This window comes from Caballeronia eucalypticola (assembly GCF_047608185.1).
In the GTDB taxonomy this organism is placed as follows: Bacteria; Pseudomonadota; Gammaproteobacteria; order Burkholderiales; family Burkholderiaceae; genus Caballeronia.
The window spans coordinates 86,860-102,438 of record NZ_JBLKRU010000028.1 but is presented as its reverse complement, the minus strand read 5'-3'; the positions used below and the strand labels follow the sequence as shown (position 1 = coordinate 102,438).

General features: G+C 54.6%; 11 protein-coding genes and 2 pseudogenes. 10 read left to right on the top strand and 3 right to left on the bottom strand.

Features of this window, described 5'->3' with window-relative positions; translation table 11 throughout:
- The 9 genes and pseudogenes from ACMX25_RS27120 to groL all read left to right on the top strand — a co-directional run.
- Nucleotides 1-282 (top strand): annotated as a pseudogene (locus ACMX25_RS27120) (hypothetical protein); the annotation flags it as partial.
- Between the two features lie 898 nt (nucleotides 283-1,180).
- Nucleotides 1,181-1,777, top strand: a pseudogene (locus tag ACMX25_RS27115) (sugar transferase); the annotation flags it as partial.
- A 127-nt stretch (nucleotides 1,778-1,904) separates the two neighbouring features.
- Nucleotides 1,905-3,017 (top strand): glycosyltransferase, encoded by a 1,113-nt coding sequence (locus tag ACMX25_RS27110; protein ID WP_414953089.1) that lies wholly within the window; start codon nucleotides 1,905-1,907, stop codon nucleotides 3,015-3,017.
- A gap of 1,006 nt (nucleotides 3,018-4,023) precedes the next feature.
- Nucleotides 4,024-6,279: a polysaccharide biosynthesis tyrosine autokinase gene (locus tag ACMX25_RS27105; protein ID WP_414953091.1), complete on the top strand. Its 2,256-nt coding sequence runs from the start codon at nucleotides 4,024-4,026 to the stop codon at nucleotides 6,277-6,279.
- Nucleotides 6,280-6,693: 414 nt separating this feature from the next.
- The gene (locus ACMX25_RS27100) at nucleotides 6,694-7,851 is read left to right on the top strand and encodes a hypothetical protein (RefSeq protein WP_414953088.1); all 1,158 of its coding nucleotides are present in this window, start codon (nucleotides 6,694-6,696) and stop codon (nucleotides 7,849-7,851) included.
- Nucleotides 7,852-8,366: 515 nt separating this feature from the next.
- Nucleotides 8,367-8,831: a transposase gene (locus tag ACMX25_RS27095; protein WP_414953087.1), complete on the top strand. Its 465-nt coding sequence runs from the start codon at nucleotides 8,367-8,369 to the stop codon at nucleotides 8,829-8,831.
- A 56-nt stretch (nucleotides 8,832-8,887) separates the two neighbouring features.
- Nucleotides 8,888-9,919 carry a GNAT family N-acetyltransferase gene (locus ACMX25_RS27090; protein WP_414953086.1) on the top strand — a complete coding sequence of 344 codons (1,032 nt, stop codon included), beginning with the start codon at nucleotides 8,888-8,890 and terminating at the stop codon, nucleotides 9,917-9,919.
- 861 nt (nucleotides 9,920-10,780) lie between these two features.
- Nucleotides 10,781-11,071: a co-chaperone GroES gene (locus ACMX25_RS27085; protein WP_031362728.1), complete on the top strand. Its 291-nt coding sequence runs from the start codon at nucleotides 10,781-10,783 to the stop codon at nucleotides 11,069-11,071.
- A 107-nt stretch (nucleotides 11,072-11,178) separates the two neighbouring features.
- Nucleotides 11,179-12,819 carry a chaperonin GroEL gene (groL, locus tag ACMX25_RS27080; RefSeq protein WP_414953085.1) on the top strand — a complete coding sequence of 547 codons (1,641 nt, stop codon included), beginning with the start codon at nucleotides 11,179-11,181 and terminating at the stop codon, nucleotides 12,817-12,819.
- 18 nt (nucleotides 12,820-12,837) lie between these two features.
- Here groL and ACMX25_RS27075 read toward each other — a convergent pair whose 3' ends face one another.
- A complete protein-coding gene (locus ACMX25_RS27075) occupies nucleotides 12,838-13,062 on the bottom strand; it encodes a hypothetical protein (RefSeq protein ID WP_414953084.1) in 225 nt (74 codons plus the stop codon).
- Nucleotides 13,063-13,219: 157 nt separating this feature from the next.
- Here ACMX25_RS27075 and ACMX25_RS27070 point away from each other — a divergent pair, with 157 nt between their 5' ends.
- Complete coding sequence (locus tag ACMX25_RS27070) at nucleotides 13,220-14,362, top strand: GDSL-type esterase/lipase family protein (RefSeq protein ID WP_414953083.1); 1,143 nt, start codon at nucleotides 13,220-13,222, stop codon at nucleotides 14,360-14,362.
- A 194-nt stretch (nucleotides 14,363-14,556) separates the two neighbouring features.
- Here ACMX25_RS27070 and opgC read toward each other — a convergent pair whose 3' ends face one another.
- The gene (gene opgC, locus ACMX25_RS27065) at nucleotides 14,557-14,865 is read right to left on the bottom strand and encodes an OpgC domain-containing protein (RefSeq protein WP_414953082.1); all 309 of its coding nucleotides are present in this window, start codon (nucleotides 14,863-14,865) and stop codon (nucleotides 14,557-14,559) included.
- Nucleotides 14,866-14,871: 6 nt separating this feature from the next.
- Nucleotides 14,872-15,432, bottom strand: a complete 561-nt coding sequence (locus ACMX25_RS27060; RefSeq protein WP_414953081.1) for an acyltransferase family protein — start codon at nucleotides 15,430-15,432, stop codon at nucleotides 14,872-14,874.
- Nucleotides 15,433-15,579 lie beyond the last annotated feature (147 nt).

The window sequence follows — 15,579 nt, the reverse complement described above, 5'->3', positions numbered from 1 at the left end:
TTCCTGCTTGACCTGCTGAGCCGCGAACTCACGCCCAAGACACTGCGACGCCATCGCGACAATCTCTGGCTGCTGGGAGGTGAATTGATCCGCAGGCGTTACGAGGACACCAGGCTCAAGAAACTGCCCGCGCAAGAGGCCATCGCCGAGTTGATAGAACCAGACGGCGGCCCTCTGATCTGGCCACGCATCAGCCAGACTGATCAAGACTCCCTGGATGCCACCTGTCGCAGGCTATACAGGTTTCTCGAAGCCCGGGAAAAACCGGCAGCTAAAGGGTAGCGTGCTGCCACGGCTTACCCACCGAGTGCTTCGCACCTGTGGACAAGCCGCCTTGTGTGCCAGTGAAAGGCACCTCGGCTTGTCCACAGGCAAGCTCGGTGGATAAGCCTGCACCTGCGCATAACATCGTTCAAAAGAACCATACCTGAACTACGAAACCACCCATAAATTCCGCCGACCAAGCCAATTTCTCAATCGTTTTGCCCCGCTTTCCAGCGCTTCGCTCTAGGCTATGTGCTTCAGCGAACGACCGCGGCCGCTGATATGGACGGAACCGTCCTTTCAGATTGGATTTTTCCTCCCGCGAGCTCAGGTCCGATTTTATGTGACGTAATGCAGAACGATGTCCTATATCCAATTTCAATCTGCAGTTTTTTTGTCGCTAGAAAACGCCCGTTTTGTCCGACTAATCGAGCACAGCACTGTGCTAGAACCAGACTTATTTGTCTGCCAATACTAAAACTGTATATCTTTACGAAGTCATGCGAAGCAATACGTCTGGACATATTCAAATGTATTTAACCTGACGTGAGGAAGACGGTCAATTATGTGAAGGAATGCAGAGCAATGCATTAAGCCATATTGTCCGACGCAATACGGATTCCTTATGAGGAGTCGATTTTTATCGCGAATGTGCGGTAGCGCGCATTCGTTTAGGATATTGATCCGCCAAACTCAAAGGTGTGGTGAGGCTTGCGTTGGACCTGACTTATTTGCAATGAAATTTGCGATCGACAGCCAGTTATAAAGACCAATCAAGACCTTTTAAGGGAATGATATGTTCAATTCCGAAGCCGCCTCTAGTCCGAAATTGGAAGATGCATGCATTAAAGATATTGCTTCGGAGCACTTAAATCTGACGGAAGCAAAACTCCAATCCACGTGGCACGCCAACGCGATGAAAAGAACGATGGACGTCGGTGGGGCGTCTGTTCTGCTCATCGTGCTCTTTCCGGTCTTGATCATAATTGCGCTACTGGTCATGAGCGACCGTGGGAATGCCATATATGGTCACACGAGAATTGGTCAGCGAGGACGTACTTTCAGGTGCTTGAAATTCCGATCAATGGTGAAGAATTCGGACGCAGTTCTCGCCGAACTTCTCGCCACAAATCCGCAAGCACGTGCTGAATGGGGCAGGAATTTCAAGCTCAAAAATGATATTCGCATCACTCCCGTCGGCCGCGTTTTGCGTAAGACGAGCCTCGATGAGTTGCCGCAGCTCTGGAACGTGCTGCGCGGGGACATGAGTCTGGTCGGGCCTCGTCCAGTCGTGCAAAAGGAGCTGTCGCGCTACGGCAGTGATGCTCATTACTATCTCGCTCTGAAGCCCGGAATGACCGGCTTGTGGCAAGTCAGCGGCCGAAGCGATGTGGACTATACGACGCGAGTTTCACTCGACGTTAAATACGCCATGAACCGCTCGCTAGCATTCGATATATCGATTCTTCTGAGAACCGTCAAAGTCGTTTTCGCGAAAGACGGTGCCTACTAAGTCGGTTGAAGTTTCACATTCGTTCGCATTTTCCATTTCCGTTTCTATTTCGTAGATTGCTCGTAGGCCTGATCTCCTTGATCGACAGCGAGGGCTTCCTCGACCCCATCAATTCGCGAGAAACTATATGAGAGTGGTTCACGTAATAGAATCAACCGCTACGGGAACGCTTGCGGTTGTAAGCACGCTTGCCACGCGCCTCGCCAAGGAAGGTCACGATGTTTATGTAATCTATTCCGAGCGCGAAGAGACGCCCAAAAATCTGCGTGCAGTATTCCACCCGAACGTCGGTTTGTATCATCTTCAAATGAAAGGACGATCACTGGCGCGCATCTTGCCCAGCTTGCGCCGGTTGATCGTCGAATTGAAGCCGGATATTGTCCATATGCACTCGTCATTCGCGGGTTTCTTTGGCCGGGTGTCGACTTTTTTCGCGCTACCTGCAACCGCATTTATATATAGTCCTCATTGCATCTCTCTCATACGTCCTGATATCGGCAGACTAAAGCGGTCCTGTTTCACTGCGCTGGAGATGTTTGCAAGCGCGAAGAACTGCATATATGTCGGCTGCTCCGAAAGCGAATGTGTAGCAATTCGACGCTATCTTCGGCGGAAAGCTGTCTTGATCGAGAATGCGATTGATCAAGGCGCCGCCGTTCTAACTGGCAATCGTTCGAAGAGCACGCTATCCGGTTTGAAGAGCACGCGAAAAATCGTGACGGTCGGTGGCATTCGTGTGCAAAAGAACCCCAGGTTGTTTGCGCAGATCGCCCGTTCATTTGATCGAAGCGTCGCCGAGTTTATTTGGATTGGCGATGGGGACGTAGACCTAAAACGAACACTCGTGGAGGCGGGCGTGCGCGTCACGGGTTGGCTTACGCGTGCGGACACTATCAAGGCCGTGGCGCAAGCGGACATCTACCTTTCGACGGCTTCCTGGGAAGGAATGCCGATCTCCCTGATTGAAGCTATGACGATCGGTACACCCATTGTGGCGTCAGATTGTCCCGGTAACGCCGATATCATTCGTCATGATTCGACCGGGGTCATGTATAGGACGGCAGCACAAGCGACATCGCTAATTACGAGAATGATGACGGACGGGATCTATTGTGAAGATCTATCGCGCCGCGCGCAGCAGGAAGCTGACAAAAGATTTAGCGAGGATCGCTTCTTCAACAACATCGTCCAGCTTTATTCCGACCAGCTAAAAGGCGTTCAGTACACAGTCCGGCGCTAGGTGAGTAACGGTGGGAAGCTGCATAGGCGAGGGGGAGACCCTTGTCCGCCGCTCAACAACGGCTCGATCAAGTTCACACTACGTCATTGATGTTTGGGTTGGACCCACCTCCTTAATCATGTCGTCATGACGGTCAAGCTTAATCTCTGTAGTCACCCGGGTTTTTCAATGCTCAACAACGATACGGCGGGTTGCTAGACGCCTGGGTGCAGCCGCGAGATTATTGTGTCGGCGCTTGGGCGTCTGAGCGCGCCCGGGCCGGCCGCCGGGCGGCGTATATATGGAGTTGCAACATGAAGGGGAGCGCACAGGTCTCGCAGCCGCGGCAGAGTCGCCACTATTCGTTCTTGCTTGACACTGCCAAGGTTCAGCGCGAAAGGAATCTGAAGTAAAAGTGCTACTAGGTACTGGACCGTCTGCAGTTCGCTGGCCACTGGAGTTATTTGCCGCTATGCGTGAAATTATTTTTCGATCTCAAGATATCGTCAATGATGTGATCAAAGCGGACTTGCTTATTCTCATGATATTTGGCCGATCCTCCCTATTTCCCTGGTTATGCAACTGGTACGTTTCTTCGATCGTCCAATTAAAAACCACCTCCTGTGCGGTTGCGAACGGACCTGTCGAAATTGCGCCGCTAGGCTCATGCTGTATTTGCCGGTTAGCTCTTTGCAAGCCACATCCACGACCTGCCCGCTCGACGAAGTCGACCGAGGGTGAGCCCAATTTTGGATCGATCACGTTCTGTCGGGTCCGACTTCTCACGATGTACTGTATTGCGTGTCGCAATACCACTCTAATAAAAGGTGAGACTTTCGTTTAATTTTCGTTGGGATATGGACCACAGTCCGATGTTCAGAAGCGTACTTCCAGATGGATCGGAAAGCAGAGATATCGTTTGCTTTGATAGGACGGATCGAGCAAGCAAGGGATTACGCTGATGTCAGCTCTTCGTCGGTTTGATACAGGCGCGGTTGGGGTGAACCTCTTTGACGATGGGCTCTATATGAATGAGTTTTCTACCAAAGCACAAACCGCCGGGTCAGACCGGAACGACATCGGTCTGGTCCGGTATGTCGATATCGTTCTTGCAAACCGTTGGCTTTTCTTTGCGGTAGCTTGTTTGGTTCTGGCAGCGGGTACTGCTTACAGTTTTCTTGCACGCCCCGTCTACCAATCGGACATCCTGGTGCAAGTGGAACAGGAAAGCCCGACGAATGCGAAAAGCCTGCTGGGCGATGTATCTAGCCTGTTCGACGTCAAGACCGAAACCACCGCGCAGATAGAAGTGCTGCGTTCGCGCTTGGTGGTGGGAAACGCTGTCGATAGTCTCAAACTCTATATCAGCGCCGAGCCCTTGCGTTTTCCACTAATTGGAAACTGGATCAGCCAATGGAACAAAGGCCTGGCCAAACCGGGCTTGCTTGGGCTGGGCGGCTACGCGTGGGCTCATGAATCGATTAGCACGGACCTATTCGATGTCCCGGAAGATCTGGAAGGCGAAGATTTCAAGCTGATCGCGCTCGGAAACGATCGTTTCATAGTCAAGCAGAAACTCCTTGATGCGCCGATCTACGGCCGTGTCGGCCAGACAGTCATTTCAGACGGAAGCGCCGGCAAGATCACGCTGCATGTGCAGTCCCTTCATGCAAATCCCGGCACCGAATTCGTACTCGTGCGCAACTCTCGCCTGAAGACGCTAGAGAATTTGCAGAACAAGTTGGTCATTGTCGAGAAAGGCAAGGAGAGCGGAATAATCGATGCGTCACTGACAGGCACAAACCGGCAACTGACAGCGCAAATCCTGAACAATATTGCCGACGGATACGTGGCGGCGAATGTCGCGCGCAAGGCTGCCGAAGCGGAGAACTCGCTTGCATTTCTCAGCGATCTGCTCCCACAACTCAAGAAGGAACTCGGCAGTTCGGAGGAAAATTACAACGCTTTGCGGGTAAAGCGCGGCACGTTCGACCTGAGCGAGGAAGGCAAAACCTACCTGAAAGAAAGCGTCGATTTACAGACGGGCTTGATCGCACTTAAACAAAAACGGACGGAACTGACTGAGCATTTCACTGGCGAATATCCGGCGGTCCGCTCCATCGATCAACAAATCGCCGCCTTGAACGACAAGGTGGCCGCTGTGTCGGAGAAAATGACCCAATTACCTGAGCTCGAACAGGAATCTCTGCGGCTAATGCGTGATATGCGGGTCAACAACGACCTTTATGTCGGCATGCTAAACAATATGCAGCAGTTGAAGCTTGTCAAGGCGGGTAAGGTTTCTACCGTCCGTCTCCTTGATCGCGCCATGGTAGCGAAGGATCAGATCAAACCTAACAGACCGATACTGATTGCCGGGTCGGTGGTGCTCGGCCTTGTTCTGGGCGTTTTGGTGACCCTCCTCCGGCATGTCGTTCGCCGCGGAGTGACCGATCCTCGGGATATCGAGCAGGAGACCGGGCTGAGTGTCTACGCAACCGTGCCGGTTTCTCGCATGCAAGCGACGCTTGAAATGAACACTCAGGCGCGCAAGCATGGCGCCTTTCTACTCGCAGAACATTCTCCAGCCGACCCATCCGTCGAGAGTCTGCGCAGTCTGCGCCTTGCGCTGCAACTGTCGATGTCGGAGGCAGGGAGCAACAGGGTGCTGCTCACCGGTCCGAGCGAACGGATCGGAAAATCGTTCTTATGCGCGAATTTAGCGGCTGTGATGACAGGATCCGCCGAAAAGCGAGTGCTACTAATTGATGGCGATATGCGCAAGGGTCATTTGAACCGGTATTTCGGCAGGAATCCTCAACCGGGACTTGCGGATGTGCTGACATCGAGTGTCACCTTGAATCAGGCATTGCAGCGCGACGTCGCACCTGGACTCGATTTCCTCGCCAATGGCACGATGCCGCCCAATCCGGCAGAGCTTTTGATGAGCGATCAGATGTCGCGTCTTCTCGATTCGGTAGGTGACATTTATGACGTCGTGCTGATTGATACGCCACCGGTTCTCGCGGTTTCCGATGCCGCGATACTCGCGCATCGTTGCGGAACCGTGTTTCTCGTGGCGCGCTTCGGCGTGACCTCAGTCGGCGAGGTGCGCGAATCAGCCAAACAACTCAGGTATGCCAACGTTCTGTTGAAGGGCATCATCTTCAACGGGTTCGATCCAGTTGCTTATCGCTATAGCTTCGCCTCGCCAGCGGGCCGAAACCAGTATAGGTCGTACCATTACGCGCCAACCCCAGATGGCACAAAATCGCCAAATTGATGCTTGCCCGTTCTCATGTGTATTCTGCTGGCCGGTGCCGCCGTCATCGGAGGGGAGAAAAATTTGGCCGCGCCTTTGTTTGCAAACGGAGGTTGTTGTTCAATTATCTTCGTCTTCCACTTTGGTGAGCGAAGGCAAATACGTCGGTATCGACGTACGACGCGCGCTTTCCGAATTTGGGCTTTGCCTTGTCGGTCGTTTTGCTTGTGCCGAAAAGAAGGTGATTGTGAAGTGGTCCGAAAATCTTCGCAGCGTACTGCTTTATGTTTTTTGCTTCGGCTTTTGGCCAAGCCTTTTGCTAACCATTCGCTCCCGGTCTTGGCCCTAGGCGAGGGGTTATAAGCTTCGCAGCTCATCTTAGGATCCGTTAATGCAGACGGCGTAAGCAGCCGGATTCGGCCGCAATTAGGGGGAATGAAAGTGCGTATTGTCAAGCTACCTGCACTAATCGGGGAAAGTGCGACCCCGGATCTGTCGGCGGCCATCTGGATACTTGTACTTTCGGTTCTATGCTTCGTTTCCATCAATCATGAAGCACTACTTCCGGAAAGATTCTTATTGGACCAGCGGTATATTCTAGAACGAATGATGGCAGATGTTCGCTTCGAGCCATTCGGCGATTCGTTTGACAATCTTGCATGGTGCTTCCGGGCGCTTGGCATCGGATCACTGGGAATATCACTGTTCGGATACTTCGTCTCGACACTCGGACTCTTGCTTGCAGTTTGGCGCTCGGGCGTAGCCAGCCTGAGTTTTATTGAGCTTATCGTCATCTTCTTTTGGCTATTTGACCAGACGGTATACATTGGATTGCCTTCAAAGGAAATCGTCATTTCGTCGGCGATTCTGCTGATCCTGCTGTGCAGGGATTGGCGATTCGTCATCCTCGTTTTTATTGTCTGTACGGCGGTTGTTGCGATTTTCTTTCGTTCCTATTGGGCCATCACGCTTGTTCCGACGCTGTTGCTCTATTTTGGCGCCCCTGTACTGCGCAAACCACCGCTTCTCCTTCTGTTGGCCGTCGTAATGTTTGTCTGCGTGGCAATCGACTTCCGCATTCAGTATGGTGAAGCGCTAGACTTTGCGCGGCAGTCGGTGAATGAATGGAGGGATCCGAGCGAGGTCGCATCGCTGATCGTGCAAATCATCCCGGGGGGCAACATCGTCTCAGACGTTAGCAATACTATGCTCATCCTGGGTACATTTTTACTTCCATTGCCGTTGATCCTGTCAGGCGTCGCAACGCAGACCCTTGGCGGCATATGCACATTTTTTTCGCTGGTCTACATGTTCGGCCGCTATCAAAAAAGAACGGTACTCGGGGAGCCTGGCCGCTTTGATAGATTGTGTTTTTGCTTCACTGTCAGTTTTCTCGCGACTCAAGCGATCTTCGAGCCAGACTACGGATCGTTTCTCCGCCATCTTTCACCAATTTCGCCGCTCTTGCTGTATTTATTGCTTTCATCGAAAACTGTTAAGCAGTCCGACGCATCTAAGTTAATGGAAGCTGGGCGCGGCCGTCTGCATTTCAGCCCAAGGGAACGCAGATGGATTAAATCCTCCGATGGTTAATGATTCGCCCTACGACAGATTTGTCCTATAACTTTCAGTTGACCGCCAGTCCGCGAATACGCTACTTCGCTTTCGATATGGGATTGTCTACCATGCTGAATGTCACCAAGCCCGCATTGCTGGTAGCGGGCCGCGGGACAAGGTTCCTGCCCGCTGCTGGAGCAAGTCCCAAGGCATACTGTCGGTCGTCGACGAACCGCTGATCCGCACGCTATCAAGGAGAAGATTGCTGCCCGCATGACCGAGATGATCTTCGCGACGGGCGAGAGCAAGCGCGCGATCGAATGTCGTTGGACGCGTCCTGCTAGATCGGGCCGAACTCGAGTCGTACAGCAGACGGACGCTTGCTCGAGCTGGCACGCCGCATCAAACCGGCCCATGCCGGCAGATTCGAAGCGTCGGGCCGAAGTACATGGTTCGGCCATCGGGCATCTGTGGCGGGAAAGCTGACGAGGGACCGTTCGCCGTGATTCGCGCTAAGCGCAAGTGGGAATTTCTCGAAGATACGGTTTATCGTGCGTGGTCGAAGCAGTTTGCGCTGGTCGAGCGGCGCTATCCGACGGCCGGATCTGCGCGGCATCTGTCTGATCGCGACGATGTTACGTATCTATTTTATGCAGCAGTGCTTCATTTTGTTGGACCCAGAAATGGAAGAAGCGTTGTTTGAGGTGCCACTGTATCGCGAGTTTCCCGCTCTTAGCGCGGGCATGACACGTTCGCCGGATAAAGCCCATTTTTTTCGGCTCCGACATCAGCTCGCAAGGCATGGACTGGCAGCTCAAACGCTCGCGGCGGTAAATGAGACTGTGAGGGGAAAGACGCTTGATGCCAAAGGCTGGTCCGCAGTTGATGCCATCTTGCTCGGCGTGCCGGAGACAGTTCTGGAACTCGGGATCCAGAATGAAGTCTTCGTCGGAAGGGTTCGAACTATGCTTGCAAACGTTTCGACAACTTCAGCTTGCGTTCATTGCGTTCATTAACCCACTGTTGCGCTTCACCTTTGAAACCACCAAAAAACTGATCGCCGAGACCTATTTTGAAAATCTTCGCCGACGAAAAAGGTACCTACTGCGGCATGCAAGACAGGATCGTGCCGCCTGTTGCTGCGCCCGCTAGACCGATTGATGAGTCTGCCGCCTTTTCGATTTTTCATGAGAAGTGGTGGCTCGATATCGCATCCGATGGGCACTGGAGCATGGCCAAAGTCAAGCATGGTAACCAGTTGCTGGGCCAGTTGCCTTACTGTTCCACCCGCAGGGGCGGGTTGCGCATTTCGCATTTGCCGCCGCTAACGCACACGTTGGGTCCGATCATCAAACCCATGGGCCTTGATGAGCCTCGCGAACAGCATCATCGCCAGACCGTGACGTCGGCACTTATTGAACAGCTTCCGGACTTTGACAGCTTCTATCAGCTGTTCGACCCGCGTATTGAAGATGCGCTCGCTTTTTCCCTGCACGGGTTTGCGGTATCCGTGCGCTATACCTTCCAAGTTTCACCAGAGCGCACGGTTGCCGAGGCTTGGGCACGGATGCATAGCAAAACCCGGAACGTCATCCGTAGTGCCGAAAAGAAGCTGACAGTCGCGCCGGTCGCCACGCCGGATGAATGCGTACAGTTCTATGAGGCAAATCTGATTGAACGTTCGCGTAAGAACGCATACGGAAACAGCGTAATGCGCCGACTAGTCAATGCGTTCGTCGATCGGGAAGCAGGGCAATTGCTAGGCGCGTACGGCCCCGGAGGGCAACTCGTCGCTGCGATCGGTCTTGTATGGGACAGGCACGCGATGTACTACCTAATGTCATCACGCGAAGCCGGAGCGCACAGCGGCGCGATCAGCCTGCTGATCTGGGCGGCAATGCAAGAAGCACTCAAGCGAAAACTGACATTCGATGTCGACGGCTTCTATAGCGTTGGCACCTGCAAGTTTCTGGAGGGATTTGGAGGTACGTTGAAGCAGCGTCTTTGTGTCGAGCGCGCGAGTACGCTGTTCTCCGTTGCGCGTACTCTGAGGCGCCGGATCGTAACCGACTCGGGGACAGGGTTTTCTTCCCCAAACCTGTAACTCAGCCATTTGATTTGGTCGAGCCCGCGCATCCGTTGGCGCAGGAGCGCGATCTTCTCGTACAGGCGCACCGTCTTCACATCGAAGCCTAACTCCGATTTCCGGCACTACGTTCTCCGGTTTTGCCTCACACGAAAGTTATGGGATCTGTCATGCTGAGGACGCTTTCGGCGCGGCGGTGCCACAAACCCGATCCCCAACTCGATCTCGATAGCCATCAAACAGCTTCAGTTGTTAATACAGCCAGCGACTACTCGCTTTTCCAGCCGAAGCCCCGCTGATTCCGAGATCGACCCATGTGGCATCAAATCTTTTTTCCATCCGGCCTTCGATGAAGCTGAAGCACACGCGGGTATGTCCTGCAGCGAAGTATTCACCCAAGCGCGTAATACCGGATTGATCAGTTTTACCGTTCGATTCACCGGCTGCGACGGGTGTCGCCGAAACACCGCTTCGAGCTTGCGCAATAAGGCTGTGCGCTTGTGCTGCTCGGGGCGTGTAAGCACCTAAAAAGCCGGAGCGACGACTCTCGTCGTTAGTTGCAGGAAGACTAGGGATAAGCTGCGTAGCCTATGGCTTTCAAAGACGTCATGGCGCCGTTAAACTTCTGATTTTGCTGCAAATTTCCTCGATTTCCCGTTGCTGTTATGGCAAAAAGTCGTTCAGGTTTCGGCGAATTTCTACAGTGGCTCCATATTATTTCTCGCCCCTCCTCACACTCCCTTCTTGAAATTACCGGGCGGTGTGCCATATACTTGGCACTCGTCGCACGAGAGTGCTAACAGTTTTCCGGCCGGTGGCCTTGTGGCTCATCGGACGGGTTTCCCGCGTTTTTATAGTCTCAGTTAGAGAGGAGTGTGTATGAACCTTCGTCCTTTGCACGATCGCGTCATCGTTAAACGTCTGGATCAGGAAACCAAGACTGCCTCGGGCCTCATCATCCCCGACGCTGCTGCTGAAAAGCCGGATCAAGGTGAAATCTTGGCCGTCGGCCCGGGCAAGCGCGATGACAAGGGTACGCAAAACGCCCTCGACGTCAAAGTGGGCGATCGCGTGCTGTTCGGTAAATACGCTGGTCAGACCGTTAAGGTCGACGGCAATGAACTGCTCGTGATGCGCGAAGAAGACATCATGGCCGTCCTGGTCAAGTAATCAGCTTCAAGCCCATGGCGCTCCGGCCGGCGCGATCGAACCGCTTTTGCGAGTCTCGTCCGGCCCGGTAAAAGCCAGAAAACTGAAACGAATCAAGGAGTTTGAATATGGCAGCTAAAGAAGTCGTATTTGGCGATATCGCCCGTGCAAAGATGGTTGAAGGTGTGAACATCCTGGCCAACGCGGTCAAGGTCACGCTGGGCCCGAAGGGTCGTAACGTCGTTCTGGAACGCAGCTTCGGCGGCCCGACGGTCACGAAGGACGGTGTCTCGGTCGCGAAAGAAATCGAACTGAAAGACAAGCTCCAGAACATGGGCGCGCAAATGGTGAAGGAAGTTGCTTCCCGCACCAGCGACAATGCCGGCGACGGCACGACGACGGCAACGGTTCTGGCTCAGTCGATCGTCCGCGAAGGCATGAAGTACGTTGCATCGGGCATGAATCCGATGGACCTGAAGCGCGGCATCGATAAGGCAGTGACCGCTGCTATCGAAGAATTGCGCAAGATCAGCAAGCCTTGCACGACGAACAAGGAAATCGCTCAAGTTGGCGCGATTTCGGCTAACAGCGATTCGTCGATTGGTGACCGTATTGCTGAAGCAATGGACAAGGTCGGCAAGGAAGGCGTGATCACGGTTGAAGACGGCAAGTCGCTGGAAGACGAGCTGGACGTGGTTGAAGGCATGCAATTCGACCGCGGCTACCTGTCGCCGTACTTCATCAACACGCCGGAAAAGCAAACCGCGATTCTCGAAAACCCGTTCGTGCTGCTGCACGACAAGAAGGTGTCGAACATTCGTGACCTGCTCCCGATTCTGGAACAAGTTGCGAAGGCTGGCCGTCCGCTGCTGATCATCGCTGAAGATGTCGAAGGCGAAGCTCTGGCAACGCTGGTTGTGAACAACATCCGCGGCATCCTGAAGACCGTTGCCGTGAAGGCTCCGGGCTTTGGCGATCGTCGTAAGGCCATGCTGGAAGACATCGCGATCCTGACCGGCGGTCAAGTTATCGCGGAAGAAACCGGCCTGACGCTGGAAAAGGCTACGCTGGCTGAGCTGGGTTCGGCTAAGCGCATCGAAGTGGCGAAGGAAAACACCACGATTATCGACGGCGCTGGCGAAGCTTCGGCAATAGAAAACCGTGTCAAGCAAGTTCGCACGCAAATCGAAGAAGCAACGTCGGATTACGACCGTGAAAAGCTGCAGGAACGTGTTGCCAAGCTGGCTGGCGGCGTTGCAGTGATCAAGGTTGGCGCTGCTACCGAAGTCGAAATGAAGGAAAAGAAGGCACGTGTTGAAGACGCACTGCACGCAACGCGCGCAGCTGTGGAAGAAGGCATCGTGGCGGGCGGCGGCGTTGCGCTGATCCGCGCTCGTCTTGCACTGAAGGACTTGAAGGGCGACAACGCTGATCAAGACGCCGGCATCAAGATCGTGCTGCGCGCGATGGAAGAGCCGCTTCGCCAGATCGTCACGAACGGCGGCGAAGAAGCCAGCGTCGTGGTGGCAGCAGTTGCAGCCGGTACGGGCAACTTCGGCTACAACGCGCAAACCGGCGAGTACGTCGACCTGGTGGAAGCCGGTGTCGTGGATCCGACCAAGGTAACGCGTACGGCACTGCAAAACGCGGCATCGGTGGCAGGTCTGCTGCTGACGACTGACTGCGCTGTGTCGGAACTGCCGAAGGACGATGCTCCGATGGGCGGCGGTATGCCAGGCGGCATGGGCGGTATGGGTATGGACATGTAATTTCGGGCCTGGCCTGAATTACAGGGCAACGCGGGCTTCTTTCGGAGCCTGGCGTTTGCCAAAACGAAAAACCCGCATCGGCAACGATGCGGGTTTTTTTATGGGTGCACGCGCTAAAACGCGGATGTCCTGGTTTCGCCGCGCGAGGCTTGGAATCAGCGAAAATGGTGAGGGGATGCGCGCAAAGCAGTTCACATGTTCGCCATGGCGACGCTTTACGACTTGATGGGAAAATACGTCCATGGACGTCTGACGGCTTCTGGCGAGCTTGCTGAACGGATAATCGATTGATGATGGGCGAGTTCGTTCCCGAGGTCATAGTTGAACATCTGGTGCTCAGGCATTGCAGCAGATACACACACCAAACATGTCGAACCTAATCGGATAGGGTGCCAGGGCTATGTCCCGTTTTCGTAAAATCTTAGTCGTCGCGTTCTGCGGTGTACTGACCGTAGCCAGCCTGATTTATGTCAGGCTCGCGCTGCCTTACCCGTTCCGCCGCGCGGCTGCCGCGGTCACTACCGGGCCGGCGACGCCATCTGGCAGCGTACGATTTGCGGTGCTCGGGGATTCCGACAGCCAGTCCTTCCACGACAACCTCACGTTGGCAGATCCCAGCTTGCGAGGAGGCCCTTATCGCGCTACTACCTGGCAGTGGACCGAGGTCCTCGCTCGACTGAGGGGCGACCAGATCGACCCTGGCGAATGGGGAGCTTGGGGAACCGGCGCCTCTCGCGCTTATTTCGATGAAGCTTTCGGTCTTCTCGCCCGGACGCCCCGCAAAGACGATTATCGATACAACTTTGCCGTCAGCGGCGCTACCTGCAGCCAGTTGATGGGACATCCGCTGCGCCAGGCGATCCGTCTCGTTGACCTGATGAACACAGAGCCACAACCATGGCGAGGCGGCATTGTGCTGATCCGGATTGGCGTCAACGATATCGGCGGGGAGGACGTACTCGACGAGTTGTCACGGGATCCGGCTGCGTCGCATCCCGCGGCCTTGATCAACGCCTGTATTGGCGCAATCGGCGAGACAGTCGCCCTGATCCGCAAACAGCACCCGGATACCTATATCGCACTTGTAGGCGTGCTCAACAATGCAGATTGGTCGGTCGACTTCAACAAGTGGCAATCAGCCCGGGAGATAGCGAATATCAACGCGGGCATGGATCTCTTCGACAATGGCTTGCGCAAGCTTGCCGAGGAGAATCGTCGCGTTGCCTTTCTTGATGATCGTGCCTGGTTCAGGAGCCTTTGGGGCGAGCGTGACGACCATGGTCGCCCGCTTTACAAGTCCGTTCATCTGTCACCGGGCTGGGCAATTACCAATACATCAGGCGATGACCCGCACAATGCTGTTCTTTCCGACGGTCATGCGGGCGTAGTTTGGAATACCCTTTGGGCGCAGCATCTTGTCACGTCCCTGAACGCCGCATTCGGATTGCATTTCAAACCGATTACGGATGCCGAAGTCATCGACTTTTTGCAACCAAGCTTTGCTGCGAGCGGGCAATCAGCTTCGTCATTACAGACTCCTTAGCATCGCTAACTTAGCGGGTAACGTGCACGTGTATCTGTGTTTGCGTCAGTTCAACGGCGACCAAGCCGAGGCATTGGTCGCCGCTGTATCAAAGGCGGCGCTATGGCTGATTGCTCGGGCCAACTGCAGCGAGTTGGCCGAGTACCTGCACGACGCTACCCATCAGCTCAGTGAAGGGCATGCACGCCACGTGTTCAACTGCGCACTCCCGTTCGCGGAGCGGGCAGTGTGCCGCATACCACGCGACCGGCTATTTCTAGCGCTTGCGAAACGCCGAGCGGCAGCACGATGCCGAAAACCGTCACGATCAGCAGCAACACATACCCATTCTCGACACCGGCTCTCGTCAACACGATGCGAATCCCTGCCGCCGCCAGGATGTGCATGACATACATATGCATCGAACGTTGCCCGCATAGCACGAGCGGCGCTTTTGCCAGCGTCTGGTTAGCCCGGTAGCAGACGATCATGGTCAATGCCATGCCGAAGATTACAGCCGGCAACGCTTGCTACGAGTAGACGGGCGCCGCGTTCCAGATCGCATGAACCGCCAGGCCGAATCCGGCGCAACAGACAACGAACGATTTCCAGGTCGCGATTGACGCAATGTACCGCTCGCGTCCCGGCCCGATCGCCGTGCCCGCTGCGAAGAAAATGCTCATATTCATGGAGGTCGTGAGAATGGATTCCGGCAGCGCCGTGCTGAAAGCGAGTGCCGCGATTGCGACCACCATGAGCGCCGGACCGCGTCGGCCGCAGGCAAACGCGATCAATTGCCAGATCATCAATGCATAGAGGAACCAGAACTGGCCGAGCGGCGCGTAGAAGAGCTTGGGCCAGTCAGACAATGCGAGCGGGTGATTGGTCGAGTGGGACATCGCGACCTGTACTCCGCCTTGAATGATCGACCATACGAAATATGGAACGACGATCGCCGTGAACTTGCGCTGACATTCCGGCTCGCCCTGATCCGCTCTCCAAACGCATTTTGCTGGCACGCGCAGCTGGCGCGCGCGATCTCCGACGCGAGATACGTCATGAGAAGGAGCGGCCGCCTGCTGCGGCTGCATCGTGGGAATATGCGGGGACCTGCTGAAATGTGGCGCGCGGATAACTTCGCGGCTAACGAAAGATAGGGGGCTCTGAGGGCTAGCTCCGGTGTATGGCATACGTATCGAATTGATTTGTGTGACTTATCGAGTTTACTAGTTCATTAG

What these genes read in the sequence shown, in the direction of transcription:
- ACMX25_RS27110 (WP_414953089.1), top strand. Translation starts at nt 1,905, where the DNA reads ATGAGAGTGGTTCACGTAATAGAATCAACCGCTACGGGAACGCTTGCG.
- ACMX25_RS27105 (WP_414953091.1), top strand. Translation starts at nt 4,024, where the DNA reads ATGAATGAGTTTTCTACCAAAGCACAAACCGCCGGGTCAGACCGGAAC.
- ACMX25_RS27100 (WP_414953088.1), top strand. Translation starts at nt 6,694, where the DNA reads ATGAAAGTGCGTATTGTCAAGCTACCTGCACTAATCGGGGAAAGTGCG.
- ACMX25_RS27085 (WP_031362728.1), top strand. Translation starts at nt 10,781, where the DNA reads ATGAACCTTCGTCCTTTGCACGATCGCGTCATCGTTAAACGTCTGGAT.
- groL (WP_414953085.1), top strand. Translation starts at nt 11,179, where the DNA reads ATGGCAGCTAAAGAAGTCGTATTTGGCGATATCGCCCGTGCAAAGATG.
- ACMX25_RS27075 (WP_414953084.1), bottom strand. Translation starts at nt 13,062, where the DNA reads ATGGACGTATTTTCCCATCAAGTCGTAAAGCGTCGCCATGGCGAACAT.
- ACMX25_RS27070 (WP_414953083.1), top strand. Translation starts at nt 13,220, where the DNA reads ATGTCCCGTTTTCGTAAAATCTTAGTCGTCGCGTTCTGCGGTGTACTG.
- ACMX25_RS27060 (WP_414953081.1), bottom strand. Translation starts at nt 15,432, where the DNA reads ATGCAGCCGCAGCAGGCGGCCGCTCCTTCTCATGACGTATCTCGCGTC.